Raw genomic sequence first — 23909 nt, 5'->3', positions numbered from 1 at the left:
TGACATCACACATAAAAACCGACTATTTACCGGTTTTGCCTCAGTTGCACCGTGGCAGAACCGTAAGTCACTGTGCCACTATCGGTCCCATGTCGGACCTGGTATCGATGAATACGTCAGCGAGCCCGGTCACGGCTGCCCCTGACCTCTCGTCCCTGTACTACCGAGTCGTGCGGTCCGACCGGGCGACGACGCTGCACGACGGCTCCGGCGCTCTCGCGTTCTACAACTCCGCGTGCAGCAACCTGCTCGGCTACGACTCGGGCGAGCTCGCGCTGCTCGGATCGTCCGCAGTGCTCCATCCTGCCGACACCGAGGCCCTCGCCGATGCGACCGCGCGGGCGTATGCCGCCCTCGACGGCTCGGCCGACGCTCGGCTCCGGCTGGTCCACAAGGACGGTGGGGCCGTCGAGGTGGATCTCGAACTCTCCCGGGTACAGGTCGGGGACCGTCGATACCTGCTCGTCGAGTCGACACCGGTCGCCCCCGCGGCCTGACTCGCCGAGCCGGAGGCACGACCGCTGAACCCCGGTGGACGACCATCCCGAGTACAGGAGCGCCAGACCATGACGGCCCCGCCACTCTCGACCACGCACACACGCCCCACACACGCCTTCGGGTACTACGACGATCCGGTGTTCGAGTGCACCGTGGTCGCCACCTCCCCCACCTCCCGCCCGGATCTGTGGCGTCGCTACCTCGAAGGTGCTCGCATCAGTTACGAGCGGCACGACGTGTCCGTCGCCCTCGAGTACGACACCATCCGAGACGGGCGGAACACGACCATCTTCCTGTGCGCCCTGGATGCGTCCGGGCGCATGCTCGCCGGCATCCGCGTCCAGGGTCCGTACGAGCACGCCCGTCAGACGCACGCCGACCTGGAGTGGCAACGGAACCCGTTGGCGCGGAACGTCTTGCGAGACGCTGTCAACGACCGTCTGCGAGAGGGAGTCATCGAGCTCAAATCGGGCTGGGTGGATCGTGCAGCGCCACGGGACAAGCGTCTCGTCGACATGATCGCGCACGCAGGGCCGCTGGCGTGCTCGTTGCTCGGGGTGCGTTTCGCACTCTCCACCGCTGCGGACCATGCCGTGTCGATGTGGCAGAAGTCGGGGGCCGTGGTGGCCGATACGATCGACCCCACGCCGTATCCGGACGACCGCTACAGCACGAGGGCCCTCTGGTGGGATCTGAACACGTTCCGAGAGACCGCTCACGCGCATCACGCTCGACGGATCGACGACGCGGCAGCGCAACTGGTCCACACCTGGTCCACGGGAACGACATAGGCCCGACACGAAGGAGCGACTCGTGACCGATGCGCTGACAGGCTCTGCTGCACTCGTTCTCGATCCACACTCGGAGAACGATCGAGCGGTCGTCGAGTCTCTGCTCGGCGACGGTGTGACCGTCGTTCTCGACACACTCGACGCCCAGGCACGGGGACTGTCCGCTCTGGTCCCCCGGCCCGATGCCGACGTTCTGGACGAATCCCCTCGCTGGGTGCACTATCCGTGGCGCCGCACGCTCGTCCGCGTTCTCGGGCCTTGCGGGTTCCGGCGGCTCCGGCTCGACCGCAACCGCAACAAGATCACCGCCGAGGAGCAGGACCGGTTCGGCGCGGCGAAGATCGGCGTCGTGGGTCTCAGCGTGGGGCACGCAGTCGCGCACACCCTCGCCCTCGAGGGACTGTGCGGGGAATTGCGGGTCGCCGACTTCGACGAGTTGGAGCTCTCCAACCTCAACCGGATCCCGTCGACCGTTCTCGACCTGGGCGAGAGCAAGACCGACATCGTCGCTCGGCGCATCGCCGAGCTGGACCCTTACCTGTCCGTGCGCGTCGAAGCACGCGGCATCACCGCCGACACGGTCGACGACTTCCTGGACGGCCTCGACATCGTCGTCGAGGAATGCGATTCCCTCGACGTGAAGGTCCTGCTGCGTGAAGCCGCCAAGCGGCATCGCATCCCGGTGATCATGGAGACCAGCGACCGCGGACTTCTCGACGTGGAACGGTTCGATCTCGAGCCCGATCGTCCGATCTTCCACGGCGCCGTCGGCACTCTCTCGTCGGGCGCCCTCACCGGTCTCAGCACGCGCGACAAGGCACCCCACGTCATGTCGATCCTCGGTGCATCCGACGTGTCCGCGCGGTTCGCCGCGTCCATGGTCGAAGTCGACCGCACGATCTCGACGTGGCCGCAGCTCGGGAGCGACGTCGCTCTGGGAGGGGCGACGGTCGCAGCGGTGGTGCGGCGCATCGTGTTGGGGCAATCCATGCCGTCCGGTCGCACCCGTGTCGACGTCGACGGCGCGCTCGACACCCTCGGAACGACCGAGAGCGCCGGGGACCCCATCGACGAGCCGGCGCCCACGACGGCGCCCACGACACCGACCTCGGTCGTGGACTCCATGGTGGAGGCCGCTCGGCGCGCTCCGTCCGGCGGCAACGTTCAGCCGTGGATCGTGACCACGTCCGACGACGTCGTCACGATCACGCTCGATCCTCTGCGCACCACCGGTCTCGATGTCGCGCACCGCGGGAGCCGAATCGCTCTGGGCGCCGCGGTGTTCAACGCTCGGGTCGCCGCGGCCCGAGCCGGACTCACGGCGGTGCCTACCGTCGTCGACGAGGGGGACGGTCGCGTACGCGTCGAACTGACACCGGCGCGAAGGCCGGACACTGCCCTCGCTCCCCTCCACGAGGCCATGATGCGGCGTTCGACGAACCGTCACCCGGGCACACCGACCGCACTGGCCGACGAGGTCGTGCGCGACCTGTGCGCGGCGGCTGCAGCGGAGGACGGCTCAGCGGTCGTGATCACGGATCGGGCGGCGCTGTCCGAGATCGGCGAGATCCTGGCGGAATCGGACCGACTCCGCTACCTCACCACCACGCTGCACGCCGAGATGATGTCCGAACTGCGGTGGCCCGGAGACGACGACCCGGACACCGGTATCGATGTCGCCACTCTGGCCCTCGACGCCACCGACCTGGTCAAGCTCGACGTCGCCCGACGACCCGACGTGATGCGTCTTCTCGCGGACTGGGACGCCGGCACGGCGTTGGGCGACGACACGCGCGATCGGATGGCGACCACGTCCGCGGTACTCGTCGTGTTCGCGCCGGGAACCACCGGCCGCGATCACGTCGTCGCCGGCGGTGCAGTGGAGCGTGCGTGGATCACGGCCGAGTTGCACGGTCTGGCAGTCCATCCCGTGTCTCCCGTGTTCCTCTACGCCTCGGAGGAGCACGAATTCGACGCTCTGTCCCCGCGTTACGCCGAGCGACTACGCGCACTGCGTCACCGCTTCCTCGATACCGCTGGTCAGCCGCGAGACAAACCGGTCGGCCTCGTATTGCGACTGTCTCACTGCGCAATTCCCGCCGTTCGAAGTCGGCGTCGACCTCGCTGACGGCACTCTTCGCGGTACAGTCGGCTGAACGAGTGCAGTCCAGCGCTCCGCAGCCACGCGAGGAGACCCGACGTTGGAGCGCCGTCCGAGCTTCGACGTGCTGGTGACCCGGGTGGCGACCCATCTGATCGGCGTCAACGCCGCCACGGTCGGTGCGGGCTACGAGAAGGTCCTCTCGAATCTCGTCGACTACTTCGACGTGGACGCCGCCTATCTCCGGCATCACGACGCGCAACGCCGTGCCACCGTGATGGTGGCGGAGTGGCCCGCGCGTACCGACGTCCCTGATCCCGACCCATTGGGGACCGTCACCTTTCGAGACGCCGACCCCGTGTTCGCCGCGACGGAGCACCTCAAGGAGCCGCTGCTCTTCCGCCCCGATCCCGCCATGGAGGACTACCGCCGACGCGTCGAGAGCGCCTCCGGTTACCAGAGCATCTCGATGGCATCGGTCCCGCTCGTCACCCGCGACACGACGACCGGAACCCTGGGGTTGGTCGCGTCGGGCGACCGCGAGTGGTCCGACGAGGAGGTCGAGGCGCTGAAAGCGATCGCCACCCTCTTCTCCCAACTGCAGGCTCGGATCGACGCCGAGGAGCACCTGCGGTGGGCCGCCACGCACGACGCGTTGACGGGGTTGCTCAACCGGCGGGGTGTCTCGGAGCTGCTGTCCGCTCGACTCGCCGGGGGCGGTGACGCATTCGCGGTGCTCTACTTCGACCTCGATCGCCTCAAGGCCCTGAACGATTTCCTGGGGCACTCGGCCGGTGACACGTTCCTCCGCACGGTCGGTGCACGGCTGCAGCGGCATTCGGACGCGGACACTCTTCTCGCACGGTGGGGCGGCGACGAGTTCGTGGTCGTTCTTCCCGGTCCGATGACGGAGGACGACGCGTACGCCGAGGCCTGCCGCATTCTCACCGTGGTGACCGCACGGGTCGACATGGCGGGCGAGTACGTCTCACGTACCGCCAGTATCGGTGTCGCACTGGGCATCCCCGGCAGCGGTACGGTCGATTCGGTGATCGCGGACGCCGACCAGGCTGCGCTGGCCGCCAAAACGGCCGGGGGCAATCAGGTCTCGCTGTTCAGTTCCGAGATCCGCGAACGCCACGAGTTGCAGAACGACATCGAGCTGCATCTGCGCGCAGCGATCGAGGGCGAGTCACTGCTCCTGTACTTCCAACCCGAGATCGACCTCACGACCGACCGCATCACCGCGGTCGAGGCCCTGGTGCGGTGGCAGCATCCCACCCGGGGCATGCTGCCGCCCGTCGAGTTCATTGCCATCGCCGAGGCCGTCAACCTGGCCACCGACCTCGGACGGTGGGTGCTCCACACCGCGTGCAGAACGTACGCGTCGTGGCGCTCGACGTTGGGAACACTGGACATCGCACTGCGGGTCAATGTGTCACCCGCACAATTGGTCTCGCTCGACTTCGTGCACACCGTACGAGAGGCGTTGTCCCGGTACTCCCTCGAGCCGCAGTACCTGTGCATCGAGATCACCGAGGTGGCGGTGGTCCACGACATCGTCCTGGCCGCACGGGCTCTGCGCGACATCCGTGCACTCGGGGTACGCGTGGCCATCGACGACTTCGGCACCGGGTACAGCTCGCTCTCGCATCTCAAGACGCTGCCGGTCGACGCCGTCAAGATCGATCGCGAGTTCGTCACCCACCTCGCGACCAGTAGGGACGACCGCGCGATCGTCGAGGCCGTCACCGCCCTCGCTCGGGCCTACGACCTCGACCTCATCGCGGAGGGGCTCGAGGACGTCGACGCCCGTGCCGTGTTGCTGGAACTGGGGTGCTCGCGCGCGCAGGGGTACCTCTACGCCCGCCCCCAGCCCGCCGACGTCGTCCTCGAGATGCTGCGAGTCGGAACGCTCACACCGAGCTGAACGTCAGCCCTCCGCCTGGTCGGGCTGCGTTCCGGCCGCGTCGTCCAGTTCCGACGGGTCCGCGTCGGGGTCGCGCGAGGAGTCGTAGGGCCTCTCCGAGGAGGTCGAGGGTTCGTCGGACACGGGCGAGTCGCCGTTCGGTTCGGTCATGCGGCACGCGTACCCGCGGCCGCCGTCGCTAATCCTGCCCAGGTATCGTGAGCGCGCGTCAGCGCCGGGGGCGGTAGCTCAGTCGGTTAGAGCCGTGGACTCATAATCCATTGGTCGCGGGTTCGAGCCCCGCCCGCCCCACTCGGACCCTTCGCCTTCCCGCACCTCGGTCGTCAGGCCAGGACGTCCCCCTCGCCGGGACACCGTTGTCCCGACACGCACACACCGTCGTTTCGGCTGTTCGTCTGCTATATTTTGAACTCTAGGTTTGTTTCGAAGCGATCGACCCGGCTACCCGTCTGTTCGTCGACTCCGAACGGTGACGAGAGAGGCAGGACCGACGGCAGAGCCGTGAGGAACGACGATGATGCCCGACGAGGATGGATCAGACCCGCGCCCGACGCTGTCGGAGGCCTTCATGTCCTCGCGACTCGGTCTCGCGACGGTGTTCGACCATTCCCCCGACGTGGTGCTCGTGTCCACGTCCGACGGCCGGATCGTCCACGCGAATCCCGAGGCGTCGAGGACTCTCGGACTCGACGGCGGTGAGCACGGGCCGCCGGACGAACCGACCGTGGACGCCGTCGTCGTCCCCACTCCCCCCACGACGCTCACGGACATCCTCTCGGCTGTCCAGCTCCACGGAACTTGGCTCGGCCGAACAGAACTGGTGCATCACCTCACAGGAGAAAGGCTCGCGGTGTCCACCTCAGCATTCGCCGTACGCGGCCACGACGACGACTCGTCCCTGGTCGTCTCGATCCATCGCGACGCCTCTGCACAGAATGCCGACGACCATCTCCTGCAGAAGGCTCTGGACGCGTCGACCTTCCGGGCGTCCGAGCAGCGGGTCGTCGCCGAGCTGAGCAGGCTCGCTCTGCGCGGCCGGCTCGACGACCTTCTGTCGGCGGCCACCGACGCCGTCGTGACGCTGTACGGGGCGCGGTGCGCCGTCATCACCCGCGCGCACGACCTGCCCGCCACTCTCGAGATCGTCGCCGCCACGGGGGACGACGCACCGCACGATCTGTGCGCCACCGGGCCCTCCTCGATCACCGCGTTCGCCAGCCGATCGGCCACCCGGATCAAGTGGTCCGGGGACGCGCACGAGTCCAGGTTCGACGTCGCCGCCCTCGTCGCGGGTGGTGTCGACAACGCGGTCGCCGTGCCGATCGACGGCACCGGCCAGCCGTGGGGTGTGTTGACCGTCCTCGGGGTCGACTCGCGCTATCTCTCCTCCGCCACCGGGTCGTCCGTGCCGATCATCGACATCACGACGGCCGGGCCGCCGATTCTGGTCCCGGACAATCCGATGCTCGACACCGGCGCCCTCGACACTGTGTCCGACGTCGTGTCCGCAGCCGTGCATCGTGTCGGCGTCGAGAGCGAACTGCGCTACCGCAGCCTCCGGGACCCGCTGACGGGGCTCCCCAATCGCGCACTGGCGTACGACCGCATCGAGTCCGCCGTCGAGCGGGGCGTCGCGAAGGCCACCACGACGGCCGTCATGCTCATCGACCTCGACGACTTCAAGTCCATCAACGACGGGCTGGGGCACGAGGCGGGCGACTCGGCTCTGGTGTCCATCGGCAACCGCCTCACCCGGGCATCGCGCCCCGGCGACACCGTGGCTCGCCTGGGCGGCGACGAGTTCGTGGCGGTCTGCGAGAACCTCTCCGGTCCGGAGGAGTCGATCGCCGTGGCGCAGGCCTACGCGGACGCCGTGCGGGCGGCCATCGTCGTCGACGGCAACGAACTGCGCATCACCGCGAGCATCGGCGTCGCGTTGGCGGACGACACCGTGCCCGGCAACGAGCTCATCCGCCGCGCCGACGTGGCGATGTATCGCGCGAAGGACACCGGTCGCGGGAACGTCGCGGTGTTCGACACCGACGATCGAGAGCACCGCCGCAACCAGTTGGCTCTGTCGGCCGATCTCCGGTCGGCTCTCGACAGCCAGATCCTGACGCTCGCGTACCAGCCCATCTTCGACATCGCGACCGGCCGCATCACCGCCGTGGAGGCACTCGCGCGGTGGCAGCACCCCACCCTCGGCTCGGTGAGCCCGGAGACCTTCGTCCGGATCGCCGAGCGCACGGGCCAGATCAACACCCTCGGCCTGTGGGCTCTGCACACCGCGTGCGTGCAGGCGGCGGAGTGGCAGGCCATCTCGGACGTCGGCGTGCGGGTCAACGTCAGTGCCCTGCAGCTTCGCCAGCCCGAGTTCGTGGCCAGCGTCGCCCGCATCCTCGCCAGTTCCGGTCTGCCGGTGGGCCGACTCGGCCTGGAGATCACCGAGACGGTGTGGCTCGCGGACACGGCGCAGGTGCGGGACGCTCTCACCGAACTGCACGAGATGGGCGTGTCCATCCTCCTGGACGATCTGGGCAGCGGCCACAGCTCCGTCACCTACCTCAGCCGGTATCCCGTCATCGAGGCGTTCAAGATCGATCAGACGTACATCCAGGCCATGCCGGGCAAGCAGCCCGAGGCCATCGTGTCCGCCATCGTGTCCCTGGCACACGCGTTCGACGTCGCCGTCGTCGGCGAGGGTGTCGAGTCACAGGCCCAGTTCGACCGTCTGCGGGACAGTGGTTGCGATCTGGCCCAGGGCTTCTGGCTCGCCCACCCGGCCAGCGCGAACGAGGTCACCTCGATGCTGCTGGAGCGACGCGCCGGCTGACCGTCAGCCGGCCGGATCGGTCCTGGTGGCATCGCGCACGAAGTCGGCGGCCACCTCGCGAACTCGCACGTTCCGGCGCTGCGCCTCACGCGAGAGCACGTCGAACGCGGCGTCCGCGTCGAGACCGCGCATCGCCATCAGAATGCCCTTGGCCTGCTCGATGGGGGCGCGTCGCGCCATGGCGTCGCGCAGTCCGCTCACCGTGGTGGTGGCGTCGGTGTAGCGAGCATGCTCCCCGATGGCCCGTCCCACCGTGGTGGTGAGGCTGTCCAGGATGTCGGCGTCCATGTCGTCGAAGGCGTCGGCGGACGAGCCGTACAGGTTGAACGAGCCGATCACGCCGTCGAGAGTCCTGATGGGCGAGGCGAGGAACGAGTGCACACCCTCGGTGCGCGCCGCGGCCGCGAACTCCGGCCACCGCTGCTCGGTGCTGTCGCAGTCGACGACGATCGTGGTGTCGGTACGGGACGCCTCGAGGCACGGACCCTCGCCGGTCTCGTACTGCATCTCGTCCACTGCGAGGGTGGTGCTGTCGGTGTAGACCGCCGTGTACGTGGTGCCGTCGTAATCGATTGTCACGCCGCAACTGTCGGCGCCCCTGATGACGTCGTGCGCGAGATCCACCGACCGCTGCAGCAACTCGCCGAGCTCGTCCGTGTCCTCGATGCGTCGACCCAGCGAGCCGACGATCTCACCGAGTCGTTCGGGTGTCAGGCCACCTTCGGCCCGCCCTTCCGTGTCCATTGCACCATTCGATCACACGCCCGCCGATCCACCGAGGCGTGTTCGGCACACTCCGTCGGTCCGTGCGTAGTCTGAGGTGCGGTCGGCGTTTCGGTTCGTCGACCCTCGGGTAGTTCCCCGGACGGCATGCAGACCAGGCACGCCTGTGGGAGCTTCCCATCGAAGATGTCCGCGCGTCCCGTCACATCGGAGGAACAGTGGATCCGGAAGTTCAGCACGAACCCAGCGAGATCACGTACGACGAGAGTTTCTACCCGGCCAGGCCTCGCCCACTGAAGCCGTCGGTGCGTCGTGCGTACCGCACCGCGGGCGCGCTGCCCCAGGGTGACGCCGACGCCTCCAATCCCGAGTACGTGTCGTGGCTCGTCGACCGGTCGATGCTGCACGATGCCAAGCTGATCGCGGAACAGTTGTCCGGCAAGGGCAGCATGTGGCAGAACCCCTACGCGTCGCCGGATCCGCGCGGAGCCGTCGAGCGCGCACCCGTGTGGTTCACCGCGTACCCCATCTCGCTCATCGCGGCTCCAGGACAGAGCTTTCTCGGCACGCTCGGCGACGAGGCTCTGTGGCAGGTGTTCTCGGACATCGGCATCACGGCCGTGCACACCGGCCCCGTCAAGGAGGCCGGCGGACTGCACGGGTGGCATGCCACACCGTCGGTCGACGGCCACTTCGACCGCGTCAGCATGCAGATCGACCCGGCGTTCGGCTCCGAAGAGGAGTTCCGGCGGCTGTGCGTCGTCGCGTCCGCCTACGAGGGCATCGTCATCGACGACATCGTCCCCGGACACACCGGCAAGGGCGCCGATTTCCGATTGGCGGAGATGAACGTCTCCGACTACCCCGGCATCTACCACATGGTGGAGATCGAGCCGCAAGACTGGCACCTGCTCCCCCGCGTCAAGGCGGGCCAGGACTCGGTGAACATCGATGCCGAGTCCGAGGCCAATCTCGCTCGTGCCGGGTACATCGTCGGCCAGCTCCAGCGCGTCATCTTCTACGAGATGGGCGTCAAGGAGACCAACTGGAGTGCCACGCCGGTCATCCGCGGAGTCGACGGGGTCGAGCGCCGCTGGGTGTACCTGCACTACTTCAAGGCGGGTCAGCCCTCCATCAACTGGCTCGATCCCTCGTTCGCCGGTATGCGCCTCGTCATCGGCGACGCCTGCCACTCCATCGCGGACCTCGGCGCCGGCGCACTGCGTCTCGACGCCAACGGTTTCCTCGGAGTCGAGCGCCGGACCGAGGGTCCGGGATGGTCCGAGGGCCACCCGCTCTCGGAGGCCGCCAATCACCTCATCTCCAGTGTGGTGCGCAAGATGGGTGGCTTCACCTTCCAGGAGCTGAACCTCACCATCGACGACATCAAGGCGATGGGAAGCAGCGGCGCCGATCTGTCCTACGACTTCATCAACCGCCCCGCCTATCACCACGCGCTCGTCATGGGGAACACCGAGTTCCTCAGGCTCACCATGAATCTGGCGCGGGACCACGGTGTGGACACCGCCTCGCTGGTGCACGCGCTGCAGAATCACGACGAGATGACCTTCGAGCTGGTGCACTTCGCGACCCTGCACCGTGAGGACGAGTTCTCGTACGGCGGCGACGTGATCAAGGGCGGCGATCTGGGTGACCAGATCCGCGCCGAACTGTGCGAACGACTCACCGGCCGGTGGGCGCCGTACAACCGCACGTTCACCAACAACGGGATCGCCTGCACCACCGCGTCGGTCATCACGGCGTCGTTGGGCATCCGCGACCTCGACCGGATGGACGACACCGACATCGAGACGGTCAAGCGCGCCCATCTCATGCTGGCCATGTACAACGCGCTGCAACCGGGCGTGTTCGCGCTGTCCGGCTGGGACCTCACCGGCATCCTCCCGGTGCCGGCGGAGGAGGTCGCCGATCTCATCCGCGAGGGCGACACCCGCTGGATCAACCGTGGGGCGCACGACCTCATGAACACCTCGCCCGACGCCACCCGGTCGGAGTCCGGGATCCCCCGCGGCCGCAGTCTCTACGGCTCGTTGCCGGAGCAGATGAAGGACTCGACGTCGTTCGCGCGTCAGCTGTCCCGCATCCTCGATGTGCGGACGAGGTACGGCATCGCGACGGCCACCCAGCTCGACGTCCCGTCCGTGTCGCACAAGGGACTGCTCGTCCTGGTGCACCAGCTGGGCAACGGATCCATCTCGGCGACGGTGCTGAACTTCACGGGCGACGAGATCCACGCGACGGTGCAGTCGAAGCACCTCACCGGCGGGGCCACGGTGGTGGACCTGTTCACCGACCAGGACATCGCCGTCGTCGACGAGCTGGGCAGTTTCCCGATGACCCTGCAGCCCTACCAGGGCGTCCCGGTGATGCTCAGGGGCTGATGCCGAGAGGTGGCCGGGGAAGGTTAGGCTAACCAGCATGCGAGTGGCGATGTTCGGCTATCAGACCTGGGGACACACGACGCTTCGGACGGTCATCGAGTCCGATCACGAGGTGGTCCTGGCCGTCACCCATCCTCCCAGTGAGCACTCGTACGAGTCGATCTGGTCGGATTCCGTGGAAGATCTGGCACGCGCCCACGACGTGCCGGTCCACCTCGCCCTCACTCCGGACGATGCGCTGCGCGTCGCACTGGAGGAGGCGAAGCCGGACATCATCGTCGCGAACAACTGGCGCACCAAGCTGCCCCGGTCCATCTACGACATGCCGCCGCACGGCACCCTCAACCTGCACGACTCACTGCTGCCCCGGTTCACGGGTTTCTCCCCCGTGATCTGGTCGCTGATCAGCGGCGCGGCCGAGACCGGCCTGACCGCGCACCGTATGGACGACGAACTCGACACCGGCGACGTCGTCATCCAGCGGTCCGTTCCGATCGGCCCGCGCGACACAGCGACCCAGTTGGTGCAGGCGACCATCGACCTCATTCCCGAGGTACTGCTCGAGGCGCTCGGCGCGATCGAGAGCGGCACCGCGGTGTGGACCCCGCAGGACCTCTCGCAGCGGACGTTCTTCCACAAGCGTGCGGACATCGACAGCCGTATCGACTGGACGTGGCCGGCCGAGGACATCGACCGTCTGGTCCGCGCTCAGTCCGACCCCTACCCCAACGCGTGGACCCATCACCGTGGCCGTCGGCTCCGCATCGTCGAAGCGCATGTGTCGCAGGGCATCTACGGCGGTACACCCGGTCGCGTCTTCATCCACGAGGGTGACGGCATGGCGATCGTCTCCGGCCCGAACGCCCACCTCGGCCGTAACCGAGCGCTCGTGATCGACGCGGTGCGCACCGAGGACGACGACCGCACGATCCCTGCTGCGGAGTACTTCCCCCGCGGCGGCGGGTACCTCACCGACGCTCCCTGACGTCCGGTTCCGGCTGGTCGCGCGAACGGGATCACGAACGGGTCGGGTCGAGTACATTTCACCTGGAAGCGGGTGACGGGGGCTGGTCACGAGGACGGTCTACATGGCGAGAATCACCGGTCCCGGTTCGTGGACGGACCGTGCGCAGCACTCACGGACGGTGTGGCGATCCACGGCGCGCGCGGGTGATCCGGTGCGCTCCGACCTCGTCATCGTCGAAGGACTCGCCACCATCACGGCACTCTGCACGCTCCTGTTCGGCGCTGTCCTGGTCTGGATGACGACGGCCGACGACTACGCGTTCTCCTGGTGGTCGAAGACCTACACCTTCGGGGTCACGGTGACCGCCGCAGTCACCTGGTGTGCGTTGCACACCCCGCGTGCCGGCATCTTCTACCGGCACACGGACGCGGTAACCCTGGTGGCCGCGATTCTCGTCGTCGGCAGTCCGGTCCTCGCCTATGCCAGCGCGGGGTCTGCGTACCCGGCCTTCGGACTCGTTCTGGCCATCGTGGCCTTCGCCGGAATACTCCAACGTCGCGCCCACATCGTCACGTTCACCACGCTGGCGGTGTGCGCGTGGACGGCGTTGGCGGTGGCTCACGGCACCGACGTGAGCGTGCAGACCTTCGCGGTGTCGGTGCTGCGAACCGTTCTCGTCGTCGCGGTCATCCACTACTTCCGCATGAAGACCATCGACCTGCTGTGGGAGAAGTATCGGATGGTCGACGAGCAACGTGCCAGGGCCGACTCCCTGTCGCACGTCGACGATCTGACCGGCCTGGCGAACCGTCGCGGCCTTCAGCGACGTGCGGCGACCGAACTCGATCGGTGCCGACGAGAGTCTCGGCCCGTGAGCGTTCTCTACCTCGACGTGGACGGTCTCAAGGATGTCAACGACACCCTCGGGCACGATGCCGGAGATGCCGTACTGGTACGACTCGCCGAGATGCTGGGGACCGCGTTCCGCGGCAGTGACATCGTCGCCCGCGTCGGCGGTGACGAATTCGTCGTGGTTCTCCCCGACACGGACCGGACCGTGGCGCTGGATCTGGGTGCGTCCATCCGCGATCTCTCGATGACCACCGAGGTGTCCGTCAGTGTCGGACTGGCAGTGTGGGGTCCGGGACCACACGCGCCGGATCTCGACGACCTGACGAGGCGCGCCGACAACGCGATGTATCGGGTCAAGTCACGGCGCTGAACGGCGACGCGGGAGCCGGGGTACCCGTTTGGCTCCCCGACGCACGGGTATCGCCACGACATGCCGGAACAACGCAGTGGGCTCGTCGTGGCCGTGACCGGAGCGACGGGAAACCTCGGGACCTCGGTCGTCGACGCGCTGGTCGTCGACCCGGCGGTCTCCGCAGTCCGTGCGATCGCGCGGCGCTCGCCCGTGCCGACGAACGGTCGTCCGGCGTGGGCTCCCGCACGGACGACGTTCGTCGAGGCGGACATCGCACGGGACGACCTGGTTCCGCTGTTCGACGGAGTCGACGTCGTCGTACACCTGGCGTGGCAGTTCCAGCCGTCTCGCGATCCGGTGCAGACCTGGGACGTCAACGTCGTCGGCGCGATGCGGGTCTTCGACGCCGCGGCGGCGGCCGGAGTGAGCGCGTTGGTGCACGCGTCGTCGGTCGGTGCCTACTCCCCGGGATCGAAAGACGTTCGGGTGACCGAGGACTGGCCGACGCACGGCTGGCAGGGCGCGGCCTACACGCGCGAGAAGTCGTATCTCGAGCGTGTGCTCGACCGGGTGGAGACGCGGAATCCCGACCTCCGGGTCGTCCGGATGCGGCCGGCCTTCGTCTTCGAGGCGTCGGCGTCCACGGAACAGCGTCGACTGTTCGGCGGTCCGTTCGTCCCGGCCCGGCTGGTGCGACCCGCGTTCGTCCCGGTCTTCCCTGACATCGCGGATCTGGTGTTCCAGGGAGTGCACTCCCGTGATGTCGGACGAGCATTCGCCGCGGCGGCGGTGCGCGAGGTGTCGGGCGCGTTCAACCTCGCGGCGGACCCCGTCATCACCCCGGCCACCTTCGCGGAGATTCTCCACGCGCGATTGATCCCTCTGCCCGCGTCCGCGGTGCGACTCGCCCTCGATGCTCTGTTCACCGCACGCCTCGTTCCCACCGACCCCGGCCTGTTCGACGCGGTGCTGCGGCTTCCCATCATGGACTCCGGTCGCGCCCGCGACCTGCTGGAGTGGGCGCCTCGACACACTGCGCAGGACGCTCTCGCCGAGTTCGTCCGCGGCGTGCACGAGGTGGAGGACGCCCCGACCCCGCCGCTGTCCGCGTGACCCGGCGGCGGTTTGCGTCGGGTGAGTGCGGGTAGTCCGCAGTCCATGACCCGAGAGCAGACGACGGGTGACGACCCGGCCCACGCGGACCCGGACGATCCTCGGAAGCCCGATTCACCCACCGATCTCACCAAGCCGTCGTTCTTCTACGTCCTGCGCAAGACCGCGCGCGAGTTCTCCAAGGACCAGTGCACCGATCTGGCCGCTGCTCTCACGTATTACGCGGTGCTGTCGCTGTTCCCGGCTCTTCTCGCCGTCGTGTCCCTTCTCGGCGTGTTCGGGCAGGGCGAGCGCACCGTCACCGCGGTGCTCGACATCGTGTCCGACCTGGGGCCGTCGTCCGCCGTCGACACACTGCGCGGACCGGTCGAGCAGCTCGTCCAGGCGCCCACCGCCGGACTCGCCCTGATCATCGGTCTGGCCGGCGCCCTCTGGTCGGCGTCCGGCTACGTGGGCGCGTTCGGCCGCGCCATGAATCGGATGTACGAGGTGGACGAGGGCCGACCGATCTGGAAGCTGCGCCCGGTCATGCTGGTCGTCACTCTGGTCGGCCTGATCTGCATCGCTGCAGCGGGACTCATGCTGGCCGTCAGCGGTCCCGTCGCCACGGCCGTGGGTGACGCGATCGGTGCCGGCGACACCGCACTGACGGTGTGGAACATCGCGCGGTGGCCCGTCGTCCTCGCGCTGATCGTCCTGGCCGTCGCGATCCTCTACTACGCCACACCCAACGTGCAGCAGCCGAAGTTCCGATGGATCAGCACGGGGGCCAGCATGGCCATCGTCGTGTGGATCCTCGCGTCCGTGCTCTTCGGTTTCTACGTCGCGAACTTCAGCAGCTACAACAAGACCTACGGCTCGTTGGCCGGCGTGATCATCTTCCTGCTGTGGCTCTGGATCACGAACCTCGCTCTGCTGTTCGGGGCGGAACTCGATTCCGAACTCGAACGCGGCCGCCAACTCCAGGCCGGCATCGAGGCCGAGGACCATCTGCAGCTTCCACCGCGCGACACGCGCGTCTCGGAGAAGAACGAGGAGACCGATCGCGAACACGTCGAACGTGGTCGCGCCCTGCGCCTCTCACGTGGCGAGGACTCGTCCGCCCGGTAGCGTGGTGGTGACACGGGCCATGGGAGCCCGGAGCGAGGGTGGTCTGCGCGAGTGAGTGACACGGGGGCGGGCGCGCTGGTGGCGTCCGCACGCCGAGCGCGTCGGCAGTGGCGCGACAGCGCCCACGACGGCGATCCGGTGCGATCGGACGTGGTGGTCGTCCAGGGCCTCGCCGCGATCTGCGTGCTGAGCACCGTTCTGTACGGAGCGGTGTTCCTGTGGGTGGTGACGGACCCCGACTACGCGGTCCACTGGTGGGTTCAGTCCTACAACCTGCTGGTCGCCGCGCTCGCGGCCACGACGTTCTGGGCACTGCACACGCCGCGGGCCGTGTGGTTCTACCGTCACACGGACGTCGTGACGTTCGTCGCCGCAGCCCTGATCATCGCCAGTCCCGTTCTGGGCAACGCCGATGCGGACTCCGGTTTCCCCGCCTTCGGACTCGCGCTCTCCATCGTCGCCGCCGCCGCGCTGCTGCAACGACGATGGCACGTTGTCGTCGTCGTCACCGGGGGCGTACTGGCCTGGATCGCCCTTGCCTCGGTCAACGGGATCGGAGACGTCGGGGTGCGCACCTTCGCGGCCGCGATCGTGCGCACCGTTCTGGTGGCGGGGTTGATCCACTACGTGCGGATCCGCACCATCGGTCTGCTGTGGGAGCGCTACAGGTCGGTGGATCGAGCACGCGCTCGAGCCGATTCGCTGTCTCACCGAGACGACCTGACGGGGCTGCTGAACCGGCGCGGTCTCGCGCGGGGCGCCTCGCCCGCGCTCGCCGACTGCGAACGTGATGCCGTGCCCGTCGGTGTCCTCTATCTCGATCTCGACGGTCTCAAGGAGATCAACGACCGAGCCGGCCACGACGCGGGCGACACGGCGCTGGTACGACTGTCCGGCATTCTCCACAGAAGTTTTCGCTCCGACGATCTGATCGCCCGCGTCGGCGGCGACGAGTTCGTGGTCGTCCTCCCAGGGGTCGGCGAACAGGAGGTCCTCGACCTCGGGGCGACCGCCCTCGACGGGCTCGGCGCCGCGCAGCTCTCCGTCAGTGCGGGGGTCGCGGTGTGGAACCCCGCCCCCGGCGGCGTCGGCCCGGACCTCGACGAACTGATGAGGCGGGCGGACAACGCGATGTATCGCGAGAAATATCGGCGTTGATCGGTCTCGTCCTGCTCGTGACTCCGAATTCGGGGTACTGCTCTGGGACGCCGCCGGTCACATCCGCGGCGTCGACGGCGTCGAGAACTGGCGTCACCATCGACGGTCTCGGCCGTCGACTCTCCGGACGCGCGCCGACGTCGGCAGCGCGTCGATACTCGAGGTGATCCATGACCCAGTCCATCTCTCCCACCGATCGTCGATCCGCCGGGACGATCCTGATCACCGGCGCGTCCAGCGGTATCGGTCGCGCCACCGCCCACCTCTACGCCGAGCGCGGCTGGTCCATCGTCGTGTGTGCCCGTGGCCGTGACGGTCTGGCCGCCGTGGCCGACGAATGCCTGCAACGCGGCGCCGCCGCGGTGGCCGTCAAGCCGGTCGACGTGGTGCGCGGCGACGACGTGACCAAGGTCGTCACCGAGGTCGTCGAGCAGTTCGGCCGCCTCGACGTCTGCGTGCACTCCGCCGCGGTGATGTCCTACGGGACGTTCCTCGACACCCCGGCAGAGGTGTTCGATCACGCCGTGTCGGTCGACCTGCTCGGGTCCGCGAACGTCGCACGGTCGACGCTCACGGTGTTCCGCGACCAGGAGCACGGCCACCTCGTGGTCATCGGCTCGTTGCTGGGCCGTATCGCGGTGCCGTGGATGGGCACCTACGTCACGTCCAAATGGGGGCTGCGCGGCCTCACCCGTGTTCTCCAGCAGGAGGTTCGGCAGTATCCCGGCGTCCACGTCAGCGCCGTCGCACCCGGTGCCGTGAACACGCCGATCTACGAGCAGGCCGCCACCGTCGTCGGGAGAGCGGGATCGCCGCCTCCCCCCGTCGCGGAGCCCGAGGTCATCGCCCGTGCCGTCGCGGCGGTCGTCCGGCGCCCACAGCGTGAGCGGGACGCCGATGCGGTGTTCGGCCTCGTCAACAAGTTCGCGTCGGCGGGCTACTCGCTGGTCCCGGCGGTCTTCGATCGACTCGTCGGGCCGTTGATGTGGCGTTTCGGCATCGCACGCGAGCCCAAAGACGATTCGGAGGGCAATGTATTCCACTCCAGGACCGCACCTCCCCCGCGGAAAGTGACCGCGCGGACCGGAGACCGTCCACACTGAGTCCATGACCACCCGACGCCGGTTGCCCCCACAGAAGCTCGGATCCCTCATCGGCGCCGTGTTCGGACTCGTGTTCGTGGTGGTCAACTCGGCGTCGTCGCCGACACTCCTGCGTCTCGCGTTCTGTGTGGCCGCTGCGGCGGCCGCGATCACCGTTCTCGTGGGAATCGCGCGCAATCCCGTGGCCACGGTGCCCGCGGGTGTCACACCGTTCGGACGCGGTTACGCCATGATCGTGCTCGCCGAGGTGGTGCTGCTCTTCGTCGGTATCCGCGTCGTGGCGGGGCCTCTCGGACTGCCCGAGGCCGGGGTCGCCTGGGTGGCCGTCGTGGTCGGCGTGCACTTCGTCGTCCTGGCGCGCCTGTGGCACCTGCGACTGTTCGACGTCCTGGGCGCGCTGCTGACCGTTCTCGGGGTGCTCGGCTTCGTCCTGGCCGTCGCCGGGTCGGACCGGATGTGGATCGACATCGTGGCGGGGGTCGCTTCGGGTGCGGTGCTCCTGGAGTTCGCGCGCCGAGGAGTGCGTCAGAGACCCACCTTCTCCAGCGCTTCGTCGTAGATCAGAGCCGCCTCGGACTCCGAACGGCCCTCCTGCAGCGCGCCCACGTAGACGGCGGACACCTCCTTCTCCACCGCCGTGTACTTCGCGAGCCACTGCTCGGCTCGCACGCGCCAGTAGCCGATGATGTCGAAACGGTCGACGCCCATACCCTGCTCGCGGCGCACGTACTTGCGGACGGCACGCGAGTCCGCGGCCTCCCCCGCGAAGAAGACGTAACCCTCGCCCGGCGGGAACTCCCACGCCTGCACCGCGTCCGGCAGCACTCCGGGACCGTGCCCGTTACCGGACCCGATGCACCACTGCACTGTCACCTCGGCCGCCGACTCGAACGTCTGCACGTCGGCCTCGTCGAGAACCTCGACGATCGCATGGGCCCGAGTGTTCGCGGGCAACTCCTCGAGCACTCGGCCCAGCGCCGGAAGCCCGGCGAGATCCGCCGCGAGGAGGAACCACGCGGTGTCCGCCGGCGGCGCGAACCAGTGCCGCGGCGGAGTGACGACCACGACGTCGCCCGGTCGCGCCGACAGCGCCCAGGACGCGGCCACCCCGCCGTCGTGGGCGACGAAGTCGATCACCAGCTCACCGGCGTCCGTCACCCGTCGCACCGTGTAGTTGCGTCCCTCGGGACGGGTGGCGTCGTCGTGGTACCACCAGACCCCGTCGACACACTGCATGGCCGGCGGCCGAGCGTCGCCGGGAGCCGGGAAGTAGAGCGCGACGCACTCGTCGGCCACACCGGCCGGGCGGTACCGGCGCAGGTCCTCTCCGCCGAAGGTGAGGCGAACGAGGTTGGGGCTCAGTGTCGTCCGGTCCACCACCTCGGCCCAGTAGAAGGTCGGCTCGGTGTCGTCGGTCATCGTCGGTGCTCCCGCAGTCGAGGTCGTCGTTCCGAGTTAGGTTACCCTGACCAGGCCGGGTGTGGTGGTGCCAGGACGAGGCGATTTGGTGGTCGACGGGTGCCATGGGTTAGAGTCTCTTCTCGGCGAGGATGCATCCGAGAGGGTGCTGTCGGAGCCACGAACATTCCCCCATAGCTCAATTGGCAGAGCATTCGACTGTTAATCGAAGGGTTTCTGGTTCAAGTCCAGATGGGGGAGCACGCAGAGCCCGTGACCGTCGTCGGTCACGGGCTCTTCTCGTTTCGCCGCACCCGCCCCGGGGAGTTCGCCGTGCCCGGTCACGTCGGGCAGGATGGAATCAGACGTCTCGAAAGGACTCACGCTCACATGATGGGAATGTTGGCCGGCATCGCTGCCGGATACGTGCTCGGCACCAAGGCGGGGCGTGCGCGCTACGAACAGATCAGCCGCGCGACGAAGGCGGTGGCGTCGAGCCCCGCGACGAAGAAGGTCGTGTCGGCCGGACGCCAGAAGTTGGCCGACACCCTCAGCACGCAGCCGAAGCTCGAGCCGATGAAGCAGGTCGACGACACTCAGCTCTACATCCCGCACGACAAGCTCTAGACGGCGGGGAACTCCGCGTCCGTGGTGCTGCCGACGGCCTGCTCCAACAGGCTGCGGCGGTACTGCTCGAGCGCGATGAGGTCGCCGAACAGCGCGTTGTAGTCGTCCGGCTTCTCGATGGGTGACATGCGCTGCAGCTTCGACTTCAGTTCCGCGACCTGCCGGCCGACCCACACCTCCTGCAGACGCGCGAGCACCCCCGAGATGTAGCGCGGGGTCGCCTCGTCGGAGATGGGCATGGCCTCGACTGCCAGTTCCGTGACCAGGGAGCGCAATCCCTTCGGCTCCGCCTTCTTGCCGACGGCGTCGAGCCACTCCCCGCCCCCGAGCCCCGCGGCCGTTCCACCGGCCTCGCGGACCGCCTCGGATACCGCGGCGTACGCCGGGTGCCCGAACGTCTCGGGGGGCAGCGAATCGAACACGGACCCGGCGATACCGGGGTGCTGCATGACTGCCTTGAGGGCTTCGCGCTGCGGCCACAGCGTGGGGTCGTTGCGCGCCGGATGGGCCGGTCCGACCGGCGCAGCCTTCTCGGTCTCGGTACTGCGCACCGGCCGCCGGAGCGGCGCCGGAGCGCCACCCTTCGCGATCTTGGCCGCTTCCTCGCGCACCCGGTTGACCACCATGCGCTCGTCTATCCAGCCCACCCAGCCGCTGAGCCGAGCCGCGTAGTTGTCGCGGAGCGCACGGTCCTTCATCTGGGCGACCATCGGCACGGTGCGGCGCAGGGCTTCGACCTGCCCCTCGGCGGTGTCGAGATCGCACTCGGACAGAGCGCCGCGAATGGCGAACTCGAAGAGCGGGGTACGACGCGCGACGAGATCACGTACTGCCGCGTCCCCCTTCTCGAGGCGCAGGTCGCACGGATCCATCCCGTCCGGAGCCACCGCGATGAACGTCTGGCCGGCGAGCTTCTGGTCTCCCGAGAAGGCCTTCATCGCGGCGGCCTGACCGGCGGAGTCCCCGTCGAAGGTGTAGATGATCTCGCCGCGCCAGAACTTGTCGTCCATCAGCAGGCGACGCAGGAGCGCGAGGTGCTCGTCACCGAAAGCGGTACCGCACGAGGCGACCGCCGTCTTAACTCCCGCCAGGTGCATGGCCATGACGTCGGTGTAGCCCTCGACGACGACGGCCTGATGCCCCTTGGCGATGTCCTTCTTCGCCAGATCGAGGCCGAACAGCACCTGAGACTTCTTGTACAGCAACGTCTCCGGGGTGTTGACATACTTTCCCGGCATCGTGTCGTCGTCGAAGATCTTGCGTGCGCCGAAGCCGATGACGTCACCGGACAGGTTGCGGATGGGCCACAGCAATCGACGGTGGAACCGGTCCATCGGACCCCGCTTGCCCTCGCGGGACAGCCCGGCCGCCTCGAGTTCCTTGAACTCGAAGCCCTTGTTCAGCAGATGCTTGGTGAGCGTGTCCCACCCACTCGGGGCGAACCCGCACCCGAACTCCTGTGCCGCGGCAGCATCGAAGTTGCGCTGCGTCAGGTAGTCCCGCGCCGCCTGCGCCTCGGGTGATCCGAGTTGCTCGGCGTAGAACTGCTGCGCTGCCGCATTGGCCGCGACGAGGCGGGACCGGGTCCCACGATCACGCTGGACCGAGGTGCCGCCACCCTCGTACGAGATGGAGTAGCTCAGCCGATCCGCGAGTTGCTCGACGCTCTCGACGAACGTGATGTGCTCGATCTTCTGCAGGAACGTGTACACGTCGCCGCCCTCACCACAGCCGAAGCAGTGGAAGGTGCCGTGATTCGGCCGGACGTGGAACGACGGGTTCTTCTCGTCGTGGAACGGGCAGAGCCCGCTCATGGAATCGCCTCGCGGAGCCTTCAGTGCGACGTACTCGCCGACTATGTCCTCGATGCGAGTGCGTTCGCGAATGGCGGCTACATCGCGTTCAGGTATCCGGCCGGCCACGAGCCCAGTCTAGTGCCGGGTCCGACACGGCTCCCCCGCCGTACCGACCCGGACCCGCTAACCCCAGGACGCCTGCGCTCCGAGGCTGCTCTTGTCCACCCGTTCGAGCCGCGACTCCGTGTAGGACGCGATCTGATCCACCACGACGCGGACGCGTTGGGCGTCGTCCGCGGCGGCGTTCCACACGGGAACGAACATCGGATCGAGCGAGGCCGGCGCCGAGTACAGCAGCCAGGCCGCGACGCGGTGGATGCGATCGCGCTGACGGTCCTGCCGGAGCCGGTGCCCGGCGTCGGACATCACGTAACGCAGCGCCATCGTCTTGAGCAACGCCACCTCCGCTCGGACCAGCGACGGCACGGAGAGATCCGCCTCGTAGCGCCGCACAGGCCTGCCGTCGGCCGCCTCCCGGGTGCTGGAGATGGCGGCGGTGGTGAATCGGCCCACCAGTTCGCTCGTCATCCGCTTGAGCGCCACCGAGCGGACGAGAGTGCCGTCGTAGCCGGACGCATCGGTGACCACCGGCATCTCCGACAACCGCTGAGCGGCCTCGCGCATGTGGTCACGGTCGAAGCCGCGGAACTCGCTCACCGACATCTCGGCGAGGGCCGACTGCTCGCTGGGGTCCGCCAGCGACCGGAGGTCGATGCGCCCGGCGATGATGCCGTCCTCCACGTCGTGCACCGAGTACGCGACGTCGTCGGCCCAGTCCATCGCCTGCGCCTCCAGGCTCTGACGACCCTCGGGTGCGCCCTCGCGGATCCAGGTGAGGGTGTCGGCGTCGTCGTCGTAGGCGCCGAACTTCGCGCCCGGCCGCGGCCGCAGCCACGGGTACTTGATCGCGGCATCGAGCGAGGCACGAGTGAGGTTCAACCCGGCGCTGGCGCCGTCCTCGGTGAGGACCTTCGGTTCCAGCACCGTGAGGATCCGAAGGTTCTGAGCGTTGCCCTCGAACCCGCCGCAGGACTCGGCCACCTCGTCGAGAGCTCGCTCGCCGTTGTGGCCGTAGGGCGGGTGGCCGATGTCGTGGGCCAGCCCGGCCAGTTCCACCAGATCGGGGTCGCACCCGATGCCGTCGGCGATGCTGCGCCCGATCTGGGCGACCTCCAGAGAGTGCGTCAATCGGGTGCGGGGCGTGTCCCCCTCACGGGGACCGGTGACCTGAGTCTTGTCGGCGAGGCGTCGCAACGCGGCCGAGTGCAGCACCCGGGCGCGATCACGGGCGAAGTGTCCTCGCGAATCGCCGGGTGTCTCGGTGAGCACCAGCGCGGCCGTCTTCGGCCCCTCCGCCACCAGTCGTTCGAGGTCCGCCGCGTCGTACTGCGTCACTGGCTGGCCGTGTACTGGAAGTCCGCGGAGTAGTGCGTCAGCTGGTACCACAGCAGAGCCGCTGTCTCCCTGGCGATCCCGTGGATCTGCGACTCGCGGGTGAACACGGCGGGGCCCTGGCGAGTGGGCGACGTCCACGCGTCCAGACCGGCGTCGCGCGCCATGGTGCGGGTGCGCAGCGAGTGCCACGGATCGCTCACCAGGGTGATGTCGGTCAGTCCTCGCGACTGCAACTCCGCCGCGACGGCCTCGATGCTCAGCAGGGTGTCCGACCCCTCCTCGACGGCGACGATGTCCTCGCCCGGAACACCCTGATCCATCAGGTAGTTCCGACCCGACGCCGCCTCGGTGTAGTTGTCGCCCACCTGCTTGCCACCGACCGTCACGATCAGCGGAGCGACCCCGCTGGAGAACAGCGCCGACGCCTGTTCTAGTCGCGCCTCGAAGACCGACGAGGGGACGCCGTCGTACTGGGCCGCGCCGAGCACGACGATGGCGTCCGACGGCGTGTGATCGTCGATCCGAGCCACCTGCCACACCCGCACGGCGGTCCCACCGACGAGGAGCACTCCCACGAGGACCACGCCCGCCACGAGCCGACGGAGCCAGCGCGCGACGGTGCCGCCGAAGCCGAGACGATCGGGCTGCGGCACGTACGGGTCGTCGTAGCGGTAGTCGGTACTCACACGTCGATTCTGCC

General features: G+C 68.2%; 20 protein-coding genes and 2 tRNA genes. 16 read left to right on the top strand and 6 right to left on the bottom strand.

The features are described 5' to 3' along the window. The first annotated feature begins 89 nt into the window (after positions 1-89). The 4 genes from HQ306_RS08135 (at position 90) to HQ306_RS08120 (ending at position 5320) form a co-directional block, all read left to right on the top strand. Positions 90-497 (top strand): PAS domain-containing protein, encoded by a 408-nt coding sequence (locus HQ306_RS08135; protein ID WP_222630450.1) that lies wholly within the window; start codon positions 90-92, stop codon positions 495-497. A 69-nt stretch (positions 498-566) separates the two neighbouring features. Further along, positions 567-1289: a hypothetical protein gene (locus tag HQ306_RS08130; RefSeq protein ID WP_051613357.1), complete on the top strand. Its 723-nt coding sequence runs from the start codon at positions 567-569 to the stop codon at positions 1287-1289. Positions 1290-1311: 22 nt separating this feature from the next. Then, positions 1312-3417, top strand: a complete 2106-nt coding sequence (locus HQ306_RS08125) for an Rv1355c family protein (protein WP_222630448.1) — start codon at positions 1312-1314, stop codon at positions 3415-3417. Positions 3418-3490: 73 nt separating this feature from the next. Further along, entirely contained in the window at positions 3491-5320 is a 1830-nt protein-coding gene (locus HQ306_RS08120; RefSeq protein WP_261769343.1) for a bifunctional diguanylate cyclase/phosphodiesterase, read from the top strand. Between the two features lie 3 nt (positions 5321-5323). On the opposite strand, the gene HQ306_RS08115 is transcribed toward HQ306_RS08120, so the two are convergent. Then, positions 5324-5470, bottom strand: a complete 147-nt coding sequence (locus HQ306_RS08115) for a hypothetical protein (RefSeq protein WP_197027787.1) — start codon at positions 5468-5470, stop codon at positions 5324-5326. 67 nt (positions 5471-5537) lie between these two features. Between HQ306_RS08115 and HQ306_RS08110 the strand changes: the two genes are divergently transcribed. Both HQ306_RS08110 and HQ306_RS08105 read left to right on the top strand, forming a co-directional pair. Beyond that, positions 5538-5611: transfer RNA gene (locus tag HQ306_RS08110), tRNA-Ile, on the top strand. A 226-nt stretch (positions 5612-5837) separates the two neighbouring features. Further along, positions 5838-8153 carry an EAL domain-containing protein gene (locus HQ306_RS08105; protein ID WP_222630440.1) on the top strand — a complete coding sequence of 772 codons (2316 nt, stop codon included), beginning with the start codon at positions 5838-5840 and terminating at the stop codon, positions 8151-8153. Positions 8154-8156: 3 nt separating this feature from the next. On the opposite strand, the gene HQ306_RS08100 is transcribed toward HQ306_RS08105, so the two are convergent. After that, positions 8157-8897 (bottom strand): GAF and ANTAR domain-containing protein, encoded by a 741-nt coding sequence (locus HQ306_RS08100; RefSeq protein WP_056445747.1) that lies wholly within the window; start codon positions 8895-8897, stop codon positions 8157-8159. A 197-nt stretch (positions 8898-9094) separates the two neighbouring features. Between HQ306_RS08100 and treS the strand changes: the two genes are divergently transcribed. The 8 genes from treS (at position 9095) to HQ306_RS08060 (ending at position 18492) form a co-directional block, all read left to right on the top strand. Further along, on the top strand, positions 9095-11278 hold the full coding sequence (gene treS, locus HQ306_RS08095; RefSeq protein WP_027505747.1) for a maltose alpha-D-glucosyltransferase: 2184 nt from the start codon (positions 9095-9097) through the stop codon (positions 11276-11278). Positions 11279-11315: 37 nt separating this feature from the next. Further along, on the top strand, positions 11316-12263 hold the full coding sequence (locus tag HQ306_RS08090) for a methionyl-tRNA formyltransferase (protein ID WP_056445750.1): 948 nt from the start codon (positions 11316-11318) through the stop codon (positions 12261-12263). A gap of 103 nt (positions 12264-12366) precedes the next feature. After that, positions 12367-13467: a diguanylate cyclase gene (locus HQ306_RS08085; RefSeq protein ID WP_222630438.1), complete on the top strand. Its 1101-nt coding sequence runs from the start codon at positions 12367-12369 to the stop codon at positions 13465-13467. A 60-nt stretch (positions 13468-13527) separates the two neighbouring features. Beyond that, complete coding sequence (locus HQ306_RS08080; RefSeq protein WP_056445755.1) at positions 13528-14562, top strand: NAD-dependent epimerase/dehydratase family protein; 1035 nt, start codon at positions 13528-13530, stop codon at positions 14560-14562. 45 nt (positions 14563-14607) lie between these two features. Next, positions 14608-15672, top strand: coding sequence for a YihY/virulence factor BrkB family protein (locus tag HQ306_RS08075; RefSeq protein WP_222630436.1), 1065 nt, complete (start codon positions 14608-14610; stop codon positions 15670-15672). 51 nt (positions 15673-15723) lie between these two features. Beyond that, positions 15724-16830: a diguanylate cyclase gene (locus HQ306_RS22575; RefSeq protein WP_056445761.1), complete on the top strand. Its 1107-nt coding sequence runs from the start codon at positions 15724-15726 to the stop codon at positions 16828-16830. Between the two features lie 170 nt (positions 16831-17000). Next, the gene (locus HQ306_RS08065; protein WP_051613353.1) at positions 17001-17933 is read left to right on the top strand and encodes an SDR family oxidoreductase; all 933 of its coding nucleotides are present in this window, start codon (positions 17001-17003) and stop codon (positions 17931-17933) included. Positions 17934-17937: 4 nt separating this feature from the next. Further along, complete coding sequence (locus HQ306_RS08060; protein ID WP_222630434.1) at positions 17938-18492, top strand: hypothetical protein; 555 nt, start codon at positions 17938-17940, stop codon at positions 18490-18492. Here HQ306_RS08060 and HQ306_RS08055 read toward each other — a convergent pair. Next, the gene (locus tag HQ306_RS08055; RefSeq protein ID WP_056445764.1) at positions 18459-19352 is read right to left on the bottom strand and encodes a siderophore-interacting protein; all 894 of its coding nucleotides are present in this window, start codon (positions 19350-19352) and stop codon (positions 18459-18461) included. The two genes, HQ306_RS08060 and HQ306_RS08055, sit on opposite strands and share 34 nt — an antisense overlap. A 167-nt stretch (positions 19353-19519) precedes the next feature. Here HQ306_RS08055 and HQ306_RS08050 point away from each other — a divergent pair. After that, positions 19520-19592, top strand: a tRNA-Asn gene (locus HQ306_RS08050). 129 nt (positions 19593-19721) lie between these two features. Beyond that, entirely contained in the window at positions 19722-19958 is a 237-nt protein-coding gene (locus HQ306_RS08045) for a hypothetical protein (RefSeq protein ID WP_027505741.1), read from the top strand. Here the strand turns inward: HQ306_RS08045 and dnaG are convergent. From dnaG to HQ306_RS08030, 3 genes are read right to left on the bottom strand one after another with little or no spacing between them, the layout of a single operon-like run. After that, positions 19955-21880: a DNA primase gene (gene dnaG / locus HQ306_RS08040; protein ID WP_056445766.1), complete on the bottom strand. Its 1926-nt coding sequence runs from the start codon at positions 21878-21880 to the stop codon at positions 19955-19957. The two genes, HQ306_RS08045 and dnaG, sit on opposite strands and share 4 nt — an antisense overlap. A gap of 57 nt (positions 21881-21937) precedes the next feature. Then, a complete protein-coding gene (locus HQ306_RS08035) occupies positions 21938-23209 on the bottom strand; it encodes a deoxyguanosinetriphosphate triphosphohydrolase (protein WP_222630427.1) in 1272 nt (423 codons plus the stop codon). Continuing rightward, a complete protein-coding gene (locus HQ306_RS08030) occupies positions 23206-23895 on the bottom strand; it encodes a YdcF family protein (RefSeq protein WP_027505738.1) in 690 nt (229 codons plus the stop codon). The genes HQ306_RS08035 and HQ306_RS08030 overlap by 4 nt, the downstream gene beginning before the upstream one ends. Positions 23896-23909: the final 14 nt, after the last annotated feature.

The sequence above is a fragment of the Rhodococcus sp. BP-160 genome, from assembly GCF_019836205.1.
Lineage (GTDB): Bacteria > Actinomycetota > Actinomycetes > Mycobacteriales > Mycobacteriaceae > Rhodococcoides.
Note: the sequence above shows the minus strand (reverse complement) of the source record. Positions and strands in the feature narration are given on the sequence as shown.